We start from the raw sequence: 18,104 nt of genomic DNA, 5'->3' as shown, positions 1-18,104 counted from the left end.
GAACTAATTAAAGTTTCTCAGCTTTAGCAATAACTTCGTCAATACCACCAACCATGTAGAACGCTTGTTCTGGAATGTGGTCGTATTCACCAGCTAGAAGACCTTTAAAGCCACGAATTGTTTCTTTAAGCGGTACAAGTTTACCAGGAGCACCAGTAAACACTTCAGCTACGTGGAACGGTTGAGAGAAGAAACGTTGGATCTTACGTGCACGGTATACAGTAAGTTTGTCTTCTTCTGCCAATTCGTCCATACCAAGAATTGCGATAATGTCTTTCAATTCTTTGTAACGTTGAAGAACGTTTTGAACTGAACGAGCGATTTCGTAATGCTCAGTACCCACTACAAGTGGATCTAACTGACGTGAAGTAGAGTCAAGTGGATCGATCGCTGGGTAAATACCAGAAGATGCGATGTCACGGCTCAATACAACAGTCGCATCCAAGTGAGCGAAGGTAGTCGCAGGCGATGGATCTGTTAAGTCATCGGCAGGTACGTATACCGCTTGGATTGACGTAATAGAACCAGACTTAGTAGACGTAATACGTTCTTGAAGAACACCCATCTCTTCTGCAAGAGTCGGTTGGTAACCTACTGCAGATGGCATACGACCTAGAAGTGCTGATACTTCAGTACCCGCTAGTGTATAACGATAGATGTTGTCGACGAACAATAGAACGTCACGGCCTTTACCGTTTTCATCTTTTTCGTCACGGAAGTACTCAGCCATAGTCAAACCAGTCAACGCTACACGTAAACGGTTACCTGGTGGCTCATTCATCTGACCGTAGACCATTGCTACTTTGTCTAGAACGTTTGAGTCTTTCATTTCGTGATAGAAGTCATTACCTTCACGAGTACGTTCACCAACACCAGCAAACACAGATAAACCTGAGTGAGCTTTAGCGATGTTGTTGATCAACTCCATCATGTTTACAGTTTTACCAACACCGGCACCACCGAACAGACCAACTTTACCACCTTTAGCGAACGGGCAAAGTAAGTCAATGACTTTAATACCAGTTTCTAAAAGGTCAGTAGAAGCCGCTTGTTCTGCATAAGAAGGCGCTTGACGGTGAATTGGTAAACGAGCTTCAGTACCAACAGGACCAGCTTCGTCGATAGGGCGACCAAGAACGTCCATGATACGACCTAAACATGCAGTACCTACAGGTACAGAGATAGGCGCGCCAGTGTTAGTTACAGTAAGACCACGCTTAAGGCCTTCAGTAGAACCCATTGCAATAGTACGAACTACGCCATCACCAAGTTGCTGCTGAACTTCTAATGTAGTTTCAGTACCATCAACATGGAGAGCGTCATAGATCTTAGGAACGCTGTTACGTTCAAACTCGACGTCGATAACCGCGCCGATGATCTGAATGATACGACCGCTACTCATTGCTGTCTCCTCAATTCAAACTAATAATGTTAAACGGCAGCGGCACCACCAACGATCTCAGAGATTTCCTGAGTAATCGCGGCTTGACGCAGCTTGTTATAAATAAGTTGTAGGCTCTTGATCAATTCACCCGCGTTATCAGTTGCAGCTTTCATTGCAACCATACGAGCAGACTGTTCACATGCGATGTTTTCAATCACACCTTGATAAACCATAGACTCAATGTAACGAACCAATAAACCATTTAGAAGCTCTTCAGCTTCTGGTTCATAGATATAGTCCCAACCGTATTGACGATTTAGGCCTTCGCTTTCCTCAGCAGCTGCTAAAGGAACAAGCTGTTCGATTTTTTGGTTTTGAGTCATGGCGTTGACAAAGCCGTTTGACACTAGATAAATACGATCTAACTCGCCTTTATCAAACGCGTCTAACATCACCTGTACAGAACCAGTTAACTGTTCAAGACTCGGAGCATCACCTACGTTTGTAGTTGCACCAAGAACTTTACCGCCGTAGTTTTTAAAAAACGAAACCGCTTTTTGACCAATTAAAGCAAATTGAACTTCAATTGACTGCTCTTGTTGCTGTTGTACGTGTTTGACCACTTTTTTGAACAAGTTAATGTTCAAACCACCAGCAAGGCCGCGATCTGAAGAAACAATGATATAGCCAACGCGCTTTACAGGACGTTCAACCATATAACGGTGTTTGTATTCAGGGTTCGCTTGTACCAAATGAGCAATTACACGGTGCATATTTTCGGCATACGGACGGCCTTGAGCCATGCGCTCTTGCGCACGACGCATCTTAGAAGCTGCTACCATCTGCATCGCGCGAGTAATTTTCTGCGTGCTTTTGATACTAGCTACTTTGGCGCGAATTTCTTTTAAATTTGCCATACGCTTAACCTAGTATTCGAAAGCCCTTTCGAGCTTTCGAAGGTTGATCCGTGAACCAAACCAGAACCAGATTCAACATCGTTGAATCTTAGTAAGTTTGAGTCGCTTTAAAGCTTTCAATACCTGCTTTGATTGCTGCTTCGATTTCTTTATCGTAAGCACCAGTCTCGTCAATTTTTTGCATTAACGCAGCATGTTCTGAACGGAAGTAAGAGATCAACGCAGCATCAAATGCAACGATTTTCTTCACTTCTACGTCAGCCATATAGCCTTCGTTAGATGCATAAATTGAAACAGCTTGGTCAGCAATTGAGTATGGAGCATATTGTTTTTGCTTCATAAGCTCAGTTACACGTTGACCATGTTCAAGCTGTTTACGAGTTGCTTCGTCAAGGTCAGAAGCGAACTGAGCAAACGCAGCTAATTCACGGTATTGCGCAAGAGCGGTACGGATACCACCTGACAATTTTTTGATGATCTTAGTCTGAGCAGAACCACCAACACGTGATACAGAGATACCCGCGTTCACAGCAGGACGAATACCTGCGTTGAATAATGATGTTTCTAAGAAGATCTGACCGTCAGTAATCGAAATTACGTTTGTAGGTACGAATGCAGATACGTCACCGGCTTGAGTTTCAATAATCGGTAATGCAGTTAATGAACCAGTTTGGCCTTTAACTTCACCGTTAGTGAATTTCTCAACGTAGTCAGCAGATACACGTGAAGCACGTTCAAGTAAACGTGAGTGTAGATAGAATACGTCACCAGGATATGCTTCACGACCTGGTGGACGACGTAGAAGCAATGAAATTTGACGGTAAGCAACAGCTTGTTTAGACAAGTCATCATAAATGATAAGCGCGTCTTCACCGCGGTCACGGAAGTACTCACCCATTGTACAACCAGCATACGGAGCAAGATACTGCATCGCTGCAGGATCAGCTGCAGCAGCTGCTACAACAGTTGTGTACGCCATAGCGCCAGTTTCTTCTAGCTTGCGCACAACGTTAGCGATAGTCGATTGTTTTTGACCAATTGCTACGTATACACATTTAATGCCAGAGTTTTTCTGAGCGATGATCGCATCGATCGCCATAGCTGTTTTACCAGTTTGACGGTCACCGATGATCAACTCACGTTGACCACGACCAACAGGGATCATTGTATCTACTGATTTATAACCAGTTTGTACAGGTTGATCCACTGATTGACGCCAAATTACGCCTGGTGCTACTTTTTCAACAGCATCAGTAAGTTTTGCGTCAATAGGGCCTTTACCATCAATTGGGTTACCCAAAGCATCTACTACACGGCCTAAAAGTTCTGGACCAACCGGAACTTCTAATACACGACCTGTGCAACGAGCTTTTTGACCTTCTTGAAGGCTTAAGTAGTTACCTAAGACAACGGCACCCACTGAATCCTGTTCTAGGTTCAGTGCCATACCAAATAAGCCGCCGTCGAATTCGATCATTTCACCGTACATTGCATCAGCAAGGCCGTGAATGCGCACAATACCGTCGGAAACCATAACAATGGTCCCTTCGTTCTTAGCGGTCGCGCTGGTGTCCAGATCGCCGATACGCTGTTTAATGAGCGCACTGATCTCGGATGGATTCAGTTGTTGCATTGCGCTATACCTCAATCTTTTTAAAGTTCAGTCTTCAAGCTGTTAAGCAAGAAGACGAGTCCGCATTTTTTCAAGCTTGTTAAGCGCAGAATCATCTATCACTTGGTCGCCTGCACGAATAACTACACCCGCGATTAACGCTGGGTTAACTTCTACTGAAACATTTACGGCAGCTTCGAATTTTTTCTCTAATGCATGCGCAAGTAATTGTTCTTGTACAGAAGTCAATGGGAATGCAGATTCAATCACTACATCCACAGTATTGTTATTCTGTGATTTGAGCTGTTCGTATTCTTCTGAAATTTCAGGAAGAAGTGCCAGACGGTCATTATCAGCAAGCAATGTCAAAAAGTTTGACACTGCTGCAGTCTGGTCTTCACCTAAAACTTTTGCGAAAACACTTACCTGCTCAGCAGGAGTAAGCTCAGGGCGATTTAGATAAGCTGAAAATGCTTCGTCTTGCACCGCAGCACTGAGCAAGTTTAATGCATTTGACCAAGCGTCAGTTGCATTTTGCTCAGAAGCGTAAGCAAATGCTGCTTTAGCGTATGGGCGTGCCAACGTCAAGAGTTCAGCCATAATCCGCCTCTCTTAAAGTTTAGCAGCCAGCTGAGTCAGCATGGCATTGTGAGCTTCTGCGTCAACTTGCTGGTTCAGAATTTTTTCTGCGCCAGTAACTGCAAGAGCAGCAACTTGTTGACGTAATTCTTCGCGAGCAGCATTGATTTCAGTATCAACAGCTTCTTTAGCTTGTTGACGAATACGCTCACCTTCAGCCGCAGCTTGAGTACGCGCTTCTTCTACCAATTGCGCACCACGACGGTTCGCTTGTTCGATCAATTGAGCCGCTTGTGCTTTAGCCGCATCTAATTCAGCTTTCACTTGTGCTTGCGCATCCGCAAGGTCAGCTTTCGCTTTTTCAGCAGCGTTTAAGCCATCAGCGATTTTACGCTGACGCTCACTAATCGCATTGATTAGTGGTGGCCAAACAAATTTCATGCAGAATGCGACAAAAATCGCAAAAGCAATCGCTTGGCCAATCAATGTGAGGTTGATATTCATTGCTATTCCTCAATAGTTTAATTTAGGAATTAAGCTGATTAACCTACAAATGGATTAGCGAAGATGAAGAACAAGCCAATACCAACACCGATCATAGGCACAGCATCAAGAAGACCCGCGATTAAGAACATACGAGTTTGAAGTTGTGGAGCCAATTCTGGTTGACGAGCAACAGCTTCTAAGAAACGGCCGCCTAGAAGACCAAAGCCAATCGCAGTACCTAAAGCACCAAAAGCGATCAAGATAGCAGATGCAATTGCAACTAGACCTAAAGTGAGTTCCATGATAATTCCTCAGAGGTTAGGTTTATACCAAATTAAGTTAAAAAATTGTGTGCCCAACCACCCTTTGACAGTTGAGCAATACCATTAATGCTTTTCGCTAGCCATACTCATATATACGATAGTCAACATCATGAAAATGAATGCTTGTAACGTAATAACAAGAATATGGAAGATCGCCCAAGGCACAGACAACGCCCACTGGATCCAGAACGGCAATAATGCGATCAAGATGAAGATCAACTCACCCGCATACATGTTACCGAACAGTCGTAGAGCCAATGAGATTGGACGTGCAATAAAAGTTACTAATTCAAGAATAATGTTTACTGGAATAAGTAATGCTTTTAAAACTGGGTTACTTGGGTTAAATGGGTTAAGTGCAAATTCTGCACCGAATCCGACAAGACCTTTCTCACGGATACTATAGAAAATAGTTAACGCAAATACTGACAATGCCATACCAAGGGTAATGTTAGGATCAGTAGATGGAACGATTTTGAAGTAAACGTGGTGAGGATCCATACCAAACACGTTAGCACCGATCAATTGAGCTGTATAAGGAATCCAGTCAACAGGGATCAAGTCCATCAAGTTCATGAGGAAAATCCACACGAAGATGGTCAACGCTAACGGCGCGATTAAGCGCGATTTGCCATGGAAAGTGTCACGGACACTTGAGTCAACGAACTCGATAATCATTTCGATTGCAGACTGGAACTTGGTCGGAACACCAGAGTTTGCAGCTTTCGCCACAACCCAGAACAACAAACAGAAAACAATACCAAGGCCGATAGACCAACCCATTGAATCCAAGTGAATAGCAGTGAACCCCATCTCTTGAGCTTCTTTAGCAGTCTCAGCTAACTTCCAAGTACCATCTGGCATTTTGCCATAGGTCATGTTAGTCAAGTGATGCTGAATGTACTCGGTCGAAGTAAGGGCATGTTCTTCAGCAGCCATAAATCACACCTGGTCAATGTCAAAACTAATAGAGAAAACGAATATCGCGTGCTGCCTGATATCTCGTTACTCTCCAAAAAACTTTTCAATTTTTTGTTGTGCTTATACTCGTTTTTTTAAGCGTGTTGCCCAAAAAGGAGCGACCCACGACATACTTTGTACGAGCATAAAACCACAAAACAATGCCACCGCTGACAACGGTTTGACATTGATCAAAATCAAAATGAATCCAACAATCACGATTGCAAACTTGCCCATTAAGCCACGATACATGTTTGACAGCACCTGTTTAGAGGCACGGGCACCAGCCGCACGAAACGACTGCCATGAAAAGTAGCTACTTGCTAGCCAGCATACCAACGCACCCAAAGCTGCACTATATGCTGTGATTGTGTCTTTAAGGACCCAACCAATCAGGGCTGAAACAGGAATCATTACTGCTTGTAAGATGACTAAAGCTTTCGCTAATCGTCGATCAATCATGCGACTAGTTCGACTCATTTTTGTTCACTCACAGCAATTCTGCTTGACAAGTTTAACTGATGATTATTTTTAATCGCAGGCATTATAGAGTTACACCCCTTAACTTGCAATCTTTTCCCGACCTTAGTCGTGTTTTTTTAAATTGGTAAACTGCTTTCAAACTAATCAATAGTTGTTTGTTTTTTACATTACTTTCGCGCATTTAGTGTGCACTTAAGGGTTTTATCAGCCAACATCTTCCATGCTGTTACAAAATCCCCTGCCCCACTCATGGTTTCGTCCACCGGCTGAAAGACGATGCCACCGAGCTTTTGATACTGATTTTGGCTGGCATGTGCTTCTGCAAGTAAGCATATTTTTGGCTGCGCGCGATGGTCTTTCAGGTATTTGATTTGTGCCAATGTCGGTGCGACATGTGGATCATCGGTCAACGCACCGGTAAATTTCAAATTCAGTGAGCGCTCAAGATATTGGTAGGCATCGTGGTAAGACCAGTAAGGCTGAGCACGGCTCGACACATCTGTTTTTTGGGCTGTGATCAAGAGTTTCTGCGCAAATGCACGCGCATTAGCCCAATATTTTTCACGATGTTCTGGAAACTGTTGTGAACGTAAAGCCGCAATAAAAAAGCCGATTCGAACCGCATTGTTTGGTTCAAGCCAGACATGCGTATCAATTGTGCCTTTTAATGCATTGCCACGAACATCCCGCAAAGGCAACGCACTGATAATGCCTGAGTCTAAAATAGCGATACTTTTACCACTTTCACCCAACATTTTTGCCAATGGCGCTTCATGCGCTTGGCCTAGCCATAAAACGAGATTGGCATCTTGCACGGTTTTACGGTGTGCAGGCGTCAAGCTCACATCATGTCCAGATTGATGGTCAAGCAGTAGTTTGGGCTGCTCTACGCCCTTAAGTACATCCTTCGCGATTAAATAAATCGGTTGTGTAGAAACAACGAGACCTTGCGCCCAGCTCATCACACTGAATAAAGCCAAACTACAAAAAAGAAATACACGGGACATGGGGAGAGAGCACCATAAAATGAATAGTGTTATAATATAACAAAATCGTAAAAAAACCTACGTCTGTTCGTAAGTCCTTACGCTTCATGTTAAGATTTAAAGTCTTTTTCTTTATACAGTTTCGTACTCGAGGTTGGCTATGAGCGCATGTTCACACGAACATCATAATGCTTTGCATGGTGTACACGATCATCATAATGTCGAACAGCGCCTTGCTGAAGCTGAAAGTCTCTGTAGTGCGACGGGTGCTCGACTTACGCCCTTGCGTAAAGAAGTATTGGAACTGATCTTAAATGCAACGGGGCCAATGGGCGCTTATGACCTTTTGGCTAAAATCAAAAGTGAGTCTGACCGACCTGCAGCGCCGCCGACGGTGTACCGTACGCTGGATTTTCTGCTTGAAAAAGGTTTGATTCACCGTCTGACTTCGATTAATGCGTACATCCCGTGTTGCCATCCGCGCGAAGGACATCAAGCAGCATTTCTGATTTGCACAGACTGTAAAATAGTCAAAGAAGCATCTGCTCAAGGCTTGATGGCGCAACTCGATGAATTGTCTGCATCCGATGGCTTTACTGCACATCACAGTATTATTGAAATTTCAGGGATCTGTCAGCAGTGCCGCAGCAAACACTAAATATGAAGCCCATTGTGGCTTTAGAGCATGTTCATGTCCGAATCGATGAACGTGACATTTTAAAAAATGTAGATTTCGCCTTACACGAAAAAGAAATTGTCACATTGATTGGTCCCAATGGTGCAGGCAAATCCACGCTCATCAAAGTGTTGTTGGGTATTGTAAAACCTGTATCTGGCAAAGTGATCAGCACACAAAAATTAAAATTTTCATATGTGCCCCAAAAATTTAATCCATCACACAGCTTACCGCTACGTGTGTGTGATTTATTGGCCCTAGAAAAATGTGATGCCAGCATTAAGCAAGAAATTATTCGTGATACAGGCATTGCCAAGTTACAACAATCTAAAGTTCAGCAATTGTCCGGCGGCGAACGTCAACGCGTTCTGATTGCACGGGCTTTATTACGTCAACCGAATATATTGGTTCTAGATGAACCCATGCAAGGTCTGGATATCCAGTCTGAAGCGGAACTGTATGACTACGTGCGTAGCTTGCCTGAAAAATATGGCTGTGCAGTTTTGATGGTTTCTCATGACTTACAGTGGGTCATGCAAGGAACACATCGTGTGGTTTGCCTCAACAAGCATATTTGTTGTAGTGGCTTGCCTGAAAATGTCCAGCAACATCCTGAATATCAAGCGATCTTTGGAACAAATCGTGTGTTCTATCAACACCATCATGATCACTGTGCACATGGCGATAGTGCAACGCCTTGCCAGCATGACTCTCGTCCTCATATTCACCCTGAACCGGAAGCATAATCCATGATGGAATGGCTACAACTCCTTTTGCCAGCATGGATCATGGGCACTTTGCTGGTGTTCCTGACTGCGCCGCTTGGCTGTTTAATGTTATGGCGTCGCATGTCATTTTTTGCGGACACCATGGCACATGGCACTTTACTCGGTGTCGCCATTGCCGGTGCGATGAGTCTACCGCTTTGGACAGGCGTTACATTGATTGCGCTCTTATTGGTTGCAATCTTATGGGTGTTACACGATCCACGCTTGCCCAATGACGCTTTGCTCGCGCTTTGTTCTGCAACACTCCTGTGCTCAGGCTTACTCTTCATACAACATTTGCCAAGTTTAAGACCTGAGTTACTCAGCTATTTATTTGGTGATTTACTCACCATTTCTTGGTCAGATTTGCCTGTCTTTGCAGTGGTGATCATTGTGGCACTGACCGTGCTGTATAAAAGTTGGCAATCTCAGATTCAGATTGCCATTGACCCCGATATTGCGGTCAGTGAAGGTGTCAGCGCTAAATGGCAACGTCTGATTTTTATGTTATTACTGGCATTATTTACCGTATTGGCTTTACGTGCTGTCGGCTCATTGCTGATGGGTGCATTGTTAGTGATTCCTGCATTAACCGCTCGTTTATTGGCAAATTCCCCGAAACAAATGGTGCTGTGGTCTTTCATCATTGCCCAAGTCGGTGTGACCGTGGGGTTATGGTCGAGTGCTGGTTTAAACACCTCTACAGGACTGACTATTGTATTAACCATGGCGCTGCTCTTTGCCCTGTTTTTTATTATGCAAAAATTTAAGAAAGTGGCTTAAGTAGCAACGTTCATTGTTCAATTCGCCACATATCAAAAAAAAGCCATGCAGTTGCATGGCTTTTTTTGCACGTCAAATACGATGCTCAGAATCATCTAACTGGATTTATTGATGCACCAAACTCAATAAACTCGCAGCACAAGCAAATAATACCGCAAAGGTTCGATTCAAATATTTTTGTTGTTTAGGTGATTTTAATAACCGCAGCACTTTTGCAGCGAGACCAGTATACCCCGCCATGACAATCAGATCGATGCTAATCATCGTTGCAGCCATAATGACATATTGAAGCCATTGGGGTTTGGATAAATCTAAAAACTGCGGCAAAACTGCCAACAAAAATACAATCGCTTTAGGGTTGCTCATATTGACCAAAAAGCCATGTAAAATTAATTTTGAACGTGATTTATTTGATAAATCTTGTTGGATTTCAATTGACTCAGTTGGCGCTGTCCACTGTAAATAAGCCAAATACAATAAATAGACCACACCAAACCATTTCACGATCAGAAAAGCCCATGGTGTCGTCGCAAATAAGACCCCTGCCCCAGCTGCAACAATGGCGATCTGAACCAAAAGTGCCAATTGCAGGCCGATTGCATTCCAATACCCATGCTTAAACCCATAATTCAAACCACTCGACATAGACGCAATTGCACCTGCACCTGGGGAAACACTAATTACCCAACATGCCAACATGTATGCAATCCAGATTTGATAGGACATCATTAGCTCAAGTTTGAAATGGGTCTGTATTATATGACATTTACTCTATTTTCATGACAATAATGCACGCTAAAAGGCCAAATGAAGGCTACACTCTCAGCGCTGCTTAAGGCACAATATACACAGCCACTCAGAAATTATAATTTTTAGGAGCCATGAATGTCTGCTCAATCTGTAATTTTGCCATTACCCTCAGATCATGCTCGTTTTATTGTTTTACGTTTAAAAGATTTAACGATTAGCGAATTAAAAGAACAACTTGAAGACTTATTTAGCACTCGTGATCGTCTAATTACCCAACATCCTAATGCACAGATTAAAACAGCTGTAGCTTTTGGACCTGAACTTTGGGCACAACTTTATATTCAATCTCCAGCAGGCTTTAAACAACTTGATCCAATTCAAGGTTCATTTAACATGCCTGTAGCCCCAGCAGATGTGCTGATTCACATTGCGGCACAGCGTACAGATATTTGCTTTGCTTTAAGCCAAGCTTTCTTTGATGGCATTCAAGATAAAGTTGAGGTTTTAGATGAGCGTGTTTGCTTCCGCAATTTCGATGGCCGTGACTTAACTGGCTTTATTGATGGTACTGAAAACCCTCAATTTCCAGATGACCGTGCTGAAACAGCTTTACTTTCTGAAGAAGCAGGCATTTTTGCAGATGGTTCTTTTGTGTTTGCGCAGCGATATGCACACAACTTAGATAAATGGAAAAAGTTAAAGGTAGATGCTCAGGAACATGTCATTGGGCGTACCAAACTTGAATCGATTGAGTTGGATGAAGACGAACAACCTGAAAACTCACATGTATCACGTACAGTTGTTGAAGATGACGAAGGTGAAGAACTCGCAATTCTGCGTCATTCGTTGCCTTATGGTGATGGTCGTGGCGATCAAGGCTTGTTCTTTGTGGCATATACCAATGATTTAAGCATTATCGACAGCATGCTAGTACGTATGTTTGGCACCAGTGGTGACGGCATTCATGACCGCTTACTTCACTTTGTCACTCCTATGGATGGCGCTTATTACTTTGCACCGAGTGAAGAGTTATTGGAAGAAGTTTTGGAAGGGTAAAGTAGAAAAAGCCGACGAGTGTCGGCTTTTTTTCAAAGAATATTGTTTTAAATACAATTTTTCTTGACATATTCATCATTAAACTTTAGCACCCTATTATCTATATCAAATAAACTTAAACAGGCTGGATATTTATTTATTTTAATTATCTTACCTTCATTATAATAGACCTCATTTCCACATTTAACGAAACAGCTTTCCATCTTTCCAATTTCATAGTTAACTGAAACTATTTTCCCACCTTTATAATCATAATTTTTATTAATTTGATAAAAATTATTATATGAAGTATTCCCATCAATAGGATTAATAAAAACAGCCTCATATTTAGCAATCAACATATTACTCTTAATGTCTTTTTTTTCATAAACTCTTACCAAATCTCCATCAAATTTCTCAATTGAAAAATAATCATGATGTATCGATTTAACAAATCTCTTACTACTTTCTTTTTTATAAAAATTATCAGGCAAAGCATAAACATTACCTAATACAATTAGATTTGTAAAAAACAATAGAAGCTTAATTTTCATTAATATGCTCTCTCAAAGACTTATATAAATCATTAACAATAATTTTTGAATTATTTACTAGTTTTTTTGCAATTTTTGGAGTTGTCATAAAACCAAATTCAACTAAAACTTTATATTTAGCATCATTTTTCCCACCATTCCCCAAAACGGTTAAATCTATTCTTTTTTCAACTTTACCTGTAACTTGAGAATAGTTTTTTGCAATTTTTTCAGCTAATTTTTTATCATTATCATCAAAATAACACATTACAGCATAATTACCTTTCAAATTCTCAATACCATCACAATGTAATGAAATAAAATAATCTGCTTTAGCGGAATTTGAAATTAATTTCCTGTAGGTCAATGGTGAGGTAGTTGTTATTTTAAAATTTTTACATGAAGAAATATTAGGTATATCTGTATAATCAATCGTTTCCTTTTTATCCCTTGTTAGATAGACAATATGACCATCATTTTCAAATAATTCTTTTAATTCTAAAGCTCTGTCATATACATATTCAAATTCTGTAGGACTGCGTGGATCTTTAACATCTATAAACTCGAAATATTCATCAGCTTTATTAATAACTTCATCTGATAAGTCTTTCCAAGAGTAATTTTGACCAACAATAAAATTTTTATTTCCGAAGCTTTTTTTCAACTTTAGCAATCTGATTTGTGTCCCTCCATTCGCTTTTACTTTTTGATTACCAACAATTCCATGCCCAGGATCAATTACAATTATTTTCTTATTTTTTTCTTTATTAGCAGTATGTGTTGCATTTTGATATGGCGTGACTGTTTTTCCTTCTTCTAAACAACATCTATCAATTAAATCTTTATTTGCAGAAATAGCTCCATCCTCAAGAAAATATTTAGTTTTTTCTGCAATCTCAGCTTTATATATTTTTCCATCACCATTTATATCTAAACCGCTATTTCCATTGTACTTATTAACTCTTAGGCTAGCGTGTTTATCATTTTTATCAGATAGTTTATTTTTATCATCCGCAAATACAACGTGTTCACGTACTCCACTTGACGCTGGAAAAAGTACTTGCAAATAAAAATCTACAAATTCTAAATCTTTGTTTTCTAATTTTTTAAAATATTTTTCTACATATTCTAATTGCTGTACCTCGCTCATTTGAGCAAACTCTTTAACTCTTTTTAAATTTTGTAAATTTTTATCTTGAGAATTATAGTAATTTTTCACAATCTCTATAGTTACTTCTGTATTTAGCAATTCCTTAGCTGTATCAGGCATAAACTGGATTAAACCCGTAGCTCCTGAATTTTTTCTATTAGGAACATCAGCTTTAAATGTACCCCCTGATTCCCAAGCAAATACCGCCATTAAATTATTGGCCATTTTTAGTGGGTTTCTTGGCCATAATTTCTCACAAATTTCTACAACTTTCTTCCTAAATTCACATGTTACTTTCGCACCCCAAATAAGATCATAATCCCTACACATACATCGAATCTGTTGGTTATCGACTTTGATTTTAGGCTTCCCCGAATCCAACTCATGCTCTTGTTTTGTTTCAATTTTCTCTCTTGAAGGTGTCGAAGGTGTCGAAGGTGTCGAAGGTGTCGAAGGTGTCGAAGGTGTCGAAGGTGTCGAAGGTGTCGAAGGTGTCGAAGGTGTCGAAGGTGTCGAAGGTGTCGAAGGTGTCGAAGGTGTCGAAGGTGTCGAAGGTGTCGAAGGTGTCGAAGGTGTCGAAGGTGTCGAAGGTGTCGAAGGTGTCGAAGGTGTCGAAGGTGTCGAAGGTGTATTATGGTTCAACTTTAAAATTTGACCAACATATATCTGATTTATATTAGCTATATTATTTAAATTTTTTAATTCATCTATTGATAGGCCTGTTTTAACAGCTATTCCACTTAAAGTATCCCCTCTTTTAACTTCATAAAAATATGAATTTAATGAAATTTCATTATTTTTAGTGATAGATTTTTCATTTTTCTCACCAGTAGCCTTATAATTTGGATGAACTTGTATTTTTTGACCTTTATATATTTTATTTGCATCTTTAATTTTATTTAAACCACATAATAATGCAACAGTTGTATTATAATTTTTTGCTATATCAAATAATTTATCATTTTCTTTAACAGTATATGTAAATGGTTGCGATTTCCCTTCTTGTTTTTTATTTTCAATTTTTTTTAATTTTTTTATTAATACTTTTGGACTTCTGAAAATTTTCAAATCATTAACTTTATAAACACAATATAAGCCAACATATTTATATTCACCATTTGTCTTTTTTACAGAAACTCTTAATATATAACCTAAATTTCTACTAATTATGACTGTCTTTCCATCCTTACTACTCATTCCAGCAGCAATTACTTTATTTTTTAAATCTTCAACCTTATATTCTAAATTAGATATAGGATTGAATAATAAGTCTAAAAATTGAAACTCTACATTGCCTTTCATAAAAATACTTTCCTGATTTTTTATATATCTTTTTCTTCTACATAGTCAAAATTTAAATCATCTTCACTAAACCATTCAGGTGTTTCATAACCAACTAAAATATCAAATTCTTTTTGTTCATCTGAAAAATGATCTTGTGTTTGACCATTATCATCAAGATTTCCAGTTACATATGTATTTGTTTTACTATCTAAATATTGATATTCAATTTTTTGAAAATTTTCGCCAATAAATAAATTATATAAATCTAATTTATTACTATAGACACCATTACCAGGCAGCTTCGGCAACTGAGCATTTACAGTCGCTCCCCCTACAAAACTATGCTGCCCTGCCTTACTCTCAAACTTGCCACCTGTCGTGGTAAATATTCCACTGCCATTAATTTTCAGCTGTGAACCTCCTGCAGTCAGCACAATTTCTTTAGGACTGGTAATTTCAATTTTATCTTCCGTTGAAATGAGCTTAATCACCTTTCGTGCAATTGCTTCAATAGCATCATCTTGGGCTTGTAATTCAACTTTCCCTTTTGCGGCATAAGCACTCAGGCCCTTTTGAGCCGCAAACAAACTGATTTTGTCTTGTGCATGACCAACAATATTCTTTTGAGCACTGAAATTAATCGAACCTTGTGCACTTTCTGCAATATCCTGTGAGGCTTGTAATACAATATCTTCCGGTGTAGTGAGTGCAATACCATTAGGTGATGCAAGCAACATCAACGCTTGGCGGAATAATTTGCCTTGTTCTTGTTTTGTCTCTGTATTGGATTTTTCTAAACCTTGCGCATAGCCTTCCATAAAGCCTTGTACTTTTTCTAATGCTTTTATGGGTGTTATCGCTGGTGGCAAACCAAAACCACCATTATTCAATAAATCATCAGGGTTAAATTTGATGTCTTCGATCAATTTACCCACATCTTTTAATACTTTTAATGGATCTTCTGTTAGGTTGCTTTTCAGACTCGCGACTCGCCCTTGAATCACATCCTTACCATTTTCTTCAATATGATCTATGACAGACTTTAAGTTATCAAAGGCATCTTCGGCATCATTAAAAAATGCTTTAAATTCTTTTACTGTACTTTTGACATCATGTGCGATTGAGCCCATTTCTTTGACAAAACTTTTGCAGTTTTTTAACGCTGCCAATGGGTCTCGACTTAAATCTTCCTTGAACAAATTTAAAGTCGCTTTAACAGCTTCGGCAGTACTTTTGATTTCTAAAGAGTTTATTAACTTCGGCAAACGATTAATCACATTTAATGCATCGGTCTGCTGCTTTACGGCTACGCCGCTCAGCATATTCATGCTCTGATGCCCTTGATTTAAAAGAGACTGAGCTTCAGCAGCAGCAAGATGATCGGCAACGGCTTTATCCTGCGCATAGGTACTAATGAGTAAACCTTTACCTGCACGCATTGCTCCCCAAGCATCCGTTCGCAGCTCAAAACCCTCACCACGGCCATGGCTACTGCCTTGTTCTTTAGGATGGCTGAGATTTCCTAAATTCAGCTGTGTCGCTGCATGACTACTTTGTAATTGGGTACTGATCTGCCCCGTCGTGTCATCAAAGCGCAGTTGGTTAAAGCCTGCTCCCGCAACTTCTTGCGAGCGGATACCACTGAGTTTTTTGGTTTCAGGAAGCTGACCTTTGAGGTCAAACATGGTTTGAGAGCGTTCAGCTTCATGTATTCGTCCTACTACAAAGGGACGATCCACATCTCCCTCAAAAAAGTCGATCACCACAATCTCGCCAATACGAGGATGGAAACGTGCCCCATAACCTTCACCCGCCCATGGAGTCAGTACATCGACCCAAGCCGAGTCACTGTCATTATCATTACTCCCTGCTCCACCATCATGACTATGGTCATCGCTGCGGGTGAACGTAAACCGAACTTTGATACGCCCCCAAGCATCGACATAAATACTTTCACCTTCTGGACCGACCACTTTAGCCCGCTGTGGAAACGCAGGTGGCCGGTGTAATAAAGGATCATATTCAGGCACCACAGAAATTTGCCGACGGACCACATACAGCTCATTGGCCTGCCGTTCATCCCCTAAAGATAGCCAACGGCTCGCGGCAAGTAACTTTTCTAATTGAACCAAAATATCTTTGGGTAAATTATTTTGGTTATAAAATGCTTTGCCCAATATGAGAAATTCACGATCTGTCGTTTGATGTTGATCGATTTCAGGATGATTTTCTAACTCAAACCAATACCCGACTTGAGCGTCCCGCACGCTACTACTAGCGGTAAAGTATTTGGCTTGAAGTTCCTGATATTGATTGAGTTGCCGATTCAACTGATCCAATTGCTGTGTATTTGAAGTGGTCGCCTGATCTGCACCTTTAAGGTCGGTTGTCCAAGCCGAACTTACGGTCCAAGCCTGCTCTAAACTTAAGGTTTCATTATGCTGTTGCTCACTCTGTGCATGGGCACTTAAGAGCGGATTACTTTGGTCTTGTGCCAATTGTTGAGCTTGCCAACGCTGCGTCTGAATCATAGTCGATTGTAAAAATCGTTCTGCCACAAAACTGGTGATTGTGTCCAAGCGTTCTGTGGCATGACTACGATGAAAGCGAATTTTTTTCCGCTCTAAAGCACTATAAGCCTGATTGGTATCAATTAAACGCAGCTGCTGTGCTTGCATCGGTGCAGCCGAAAATGCGACAAATAACTCCGCTTCATCAATTAACCAATTGATCCCTTCACTGCGCCAAAGGCGAGTTAAAAATGCATAATCACTTTCATTCGCCTGCATGGTGAATGGACGTACATCATAAGTACGTGCCAGCCCCTCTAAGTTCAGACTTAAACTGGCAGCAAATAGCGCACTTTTTTTCTGCCATTCACTAAAAATAATCTCGGTCATCTCCCGTACCGATTTGTTCATAAAGACACGGCTATTACGACGCTTATGCCAGAGTGCTGTCGCATCCTCAATCACCAGTTTATAAACGGTCAGTGCACCATCACTTTGACCTTGGCTAGCCCCAGTAATCACACCAGTCAGGCGACTGAGTTGTCCCAAATCTGTCACTTGATCGACAGCCACTCGGCCACCGATAAACTGCTTTAAAGCCAGATGAACATTGGTCGAGAGACAAATAATCTCTGCACGAAAGCCTTGATTAATACGGTGTTGACCTTCAATCCGTTGAATAAAAACTTCAGAATTTAGATGTTCATTTGAGAAATGAATGTGTAGCGCACGTTTCTGTACGCTAAAGCCAAAGTTTTCCACCATGGCGTGAATATTTTTAAGCATTGTTATTATGTATTTAATTTTTTTTTAATGACGGCATTTTAGGAAATGTTTATTTTTTCGTCTACCCCATTTTGCAAATAATTTGTTGAATTCTTCTTTT

General features: G+C 40.6%; 17 protein-coding genes. 4 read left to right on the top strand and 13 right to left on the bottom strand.

Translation table 11 applies throughout. The features are described 5' to 3' along the window. Positions 1-7: 7 nt before the first annotated feature. The 9 genes from atpD to LXF01_RS00715 form a co-directional block, all read right to left on the bottom strand. Positions 8-1,402, bottom strand: a complete 1,395-nt coding sequence (gene atpD, locus LXF01_RS00755) for a F0F1 ATP synthase subunit beta (protein ID WP_078191473.1) — start codon at positions 1,400-1,402, stop codon at positions 8-10. Between the two features lie 29 nt (positions 1,403-1,431). Next, complete coding sequence (gene atpG, locus LXF01_RS00750) at positions 1,432-2,301, bottom strand: F0F1 ATP synthase subunit gamma (protein WP_078191474.1); 870 nt, start codon at positions 2,299-2,301, stop codon at positions 1,432-1,434. 88 nt (positions 2,302-2,389) lie between these two features. Beyond that, entirely contained in the window at positions 2,390-3,934 is a 1,545-nt protein-coding gene (gene atpA, locus LXF01_RS00745) for a F0F1 ATP synthase subunit alpha (protein WP_180063292.1), read from the bottom strand. 42 nt (positions 3,935-3,976) lie between these two features. After that, the gene (locus tag LXF01_RS00740; RefSeq protein WP_078191476.1) at positions 3,977-4,513 is read right to left on the bottom strand and encodes a F0F1 ATP synthase subunit delta; all 537 of its coding nucleotides are present in this window, start codon (positions 4,511-4,513) and stop codon (positions 3,977-3,979) included. Positions 4,514-4,525: 12 nt separating this feature from the next. Beyond that, positions 4,526-4,996 (bottom strand): F0F1 ATP synthase subunit B, encoded by a 471-nt coding sequence (locus tag LXF01_RS00735; protein WP_078191477.1) that lies wholly within the window; start codon positions 4,994-4,996, stop codon positions 4,526-4,528. A gap of 38 nt (positions 4,997-5,034) precedes the next feature. Continuing rightward, on the bottom strand, positions 5,035-5,280 hold the full coding sequence (atpE, locus tag LXF01_RS00730) for a F0F1 ATP synthase subunit C (RefSeq protein WP_000424060.1): 246 nt from the start codon (positions 5,278-5,280) through the stop codon (positions 5,035-5,037). Between the two features lie 84 nt (positions 5,281-5,364). Beyond that, positions 5,365-6,240: a F0F1 ATP synthase subunit A gene (gene atpB, locus LXF01_RS00725; RefSeq protein WP_078194024.1), complete on the bottom strand. Its 876-nt coding sequence runs from the start codon at positions 6,238-6,240 to the stop codon at positions 5,365-5,367. 102 nt (positions 6,241-6,342) lie between these two features. Further along, positions 6,343-6,741, bottom strand: a complete 399-nt coding sequence (locus LXF01_RS00720; RefSeq protein WP_078194025.1) for an ATP synthase subunit I — start codon at positions 6,739-6,741, stop codon at positions 6,343-6,345. A 170-nt stretch (positions 6,742-6,911) separates the two neighbouring features. Continuing rightward, positions 6,912-7,751: a metal ABC transporter solute-binding protein, Zn/Mn family gene (locus LXF01_RS00715; RefSeq protein WP_180039758.1), complete on the bottom strand. Its 840-nt coding sequence runs from the start codon at positions 7,749-7,751 to the stop codon at positions 6,912-6,914. 139 nt (positions 7,752-7,890) lie between these two features. On the opposite strand from LXF01_RS00715, the gene LXF01_RS00710 reads away from it, so the two are divergent. From LXF01_RS00710 to znuB, 3 genes are read left to right on the top strand one after another with little or no spacing between them, the layout of a single operon-like run. Then, complete coding sequence (locus tag LXF01_RS00710) at positions 7,891-8,388, top strand: transcriptional repressor (RefSeq protein ID WP_078191481.1); 498 nt, start codon at positions 7,891-7,893, stop codon at positions 8,386-8,388. A 2-nt stretch (positions 8,389-8,390) separates the two neighbouring features. Further along, the gene (gene znuC / locus LXF01_RS00705) at positions 8,391-9,152 is read left to right on the top strand and encodes a zinc ABC transporter ATP-binding protein ZnuC (protein WP_373686668.1); all 762 of its coding nucleotides are present in this window, start codon (positions 8,391-8,393) and stop codon (positions 9,150-9,152) included. Between the two features lie 3 nt (positions 9,153-9,155). Continuing rightward, on the top strand, positions 9,156-9,956 hold the full coding sequence (gene znuB / locus LXF01_RS00700) for a zinc ABC transporter permease subunit ZnuB (protein WP_233944868.1): 801 nt from the start codon (positions 9,156-9,158) through the stop codon (positions 9,954-9,956). 105 nt (positions 9,957-10,061) lie between these two features. On the opposite strand, the gene LXF01_RS00695 is transcribed toward znuB, so the two are convergent. Continuing rightward, on the bottom strand, positions 10,062-10,682 hold the full coding sequence (locus LXF01_RS00695; protein ID WP_233945402.1) for a LysE family transporter: 621 nt from the start codon (positions 10,680-10,682) through the stop codon (positions 10,062-10,064). 159 nt (positions 10,683-10,841) lie between these two features. On the opposite strand from LXF01_RS00695, the gene LXF01_RS00690 reads away from it, so the two are divergent. Then, complete coding sequence (locus LXF01_RS00690; RefSeq protein ID WP_233944866.1) at positions 10,842-11,762, top strand: Dyp-type peroxidase; 921 nt, start codon at positions 10,842-10,844, stop codon at positions 11,760-11,762. 47 nt (positions 11,763-11,809) lie between these two features. Here the strand turns inward: LXF01_RS00690 and LXF01_RS00685 are convergent, their stop codons facing one another. Genes LXF01_RS00685 through LXF01_RS00675 form a run of 3 tightly spaced genes read right to left on the bottom strand, consistent with a single transcriptional unit; the run spans position 11,810 to position 18,004 of the window. Continuing rightward, complete coding sequence (locus LXF01_RS00685) at positions 11,810-12,295, bottom strand: hypothetical protein (RefSeq protein WP_180116347.1); 486 nt, start codon at positions 12,293-12,295, stop codon at positions 11,810-11,812. Next, positions 12,285-14,726: a LysM peptidoglycan-binding domain-containing protein gene (locus LXF01_RS00680; RefSeq protein ID WP_233944864.1), complete on the bottom strand. Its 2,442-nt coding sequence runs from the start codon at positions 14,724-14,726 to the stop codon at positions 12,285-12,287. Before LXF01_RS00680 ends, LXF01_RS00685 begins: the two co-directional genes overlap by 11 nt. 20 nt (positions 14,727-14,746) lie before the next feature. Continuing rightward, on the bottom strand, positions 14,747-18,004 hold the full coding sequence (locus tag LXF01_RS00675) for a type VI secretion system Vgr family protein (RefSeq protein ID WP_233944862.1): 3,258 nt from the start codon (positions 18,002-18,004) through the stop codon (positions 14,747-14,749). Between the last annotated feature and the right edge of the window lie 100 nt (positions 18,005-18,104).

Origin of the sequence: Acinetobacter sp. SH20PTE14, from assembly GCF_021391555.1 — a bacterium.
In the GTDB taxonomy this organism is placed as follows: Bacteria; Pseudomonadota; Gammaproteobacteria; order Pseudomonadales; family Moraxellaceae; genus Acinetobacter; species Acinetobacter amyesii.
Note: the sequence above shows the minus strand (reverse complement) of the source record. Positions and strands in the feature narration are given on the sequence as shown.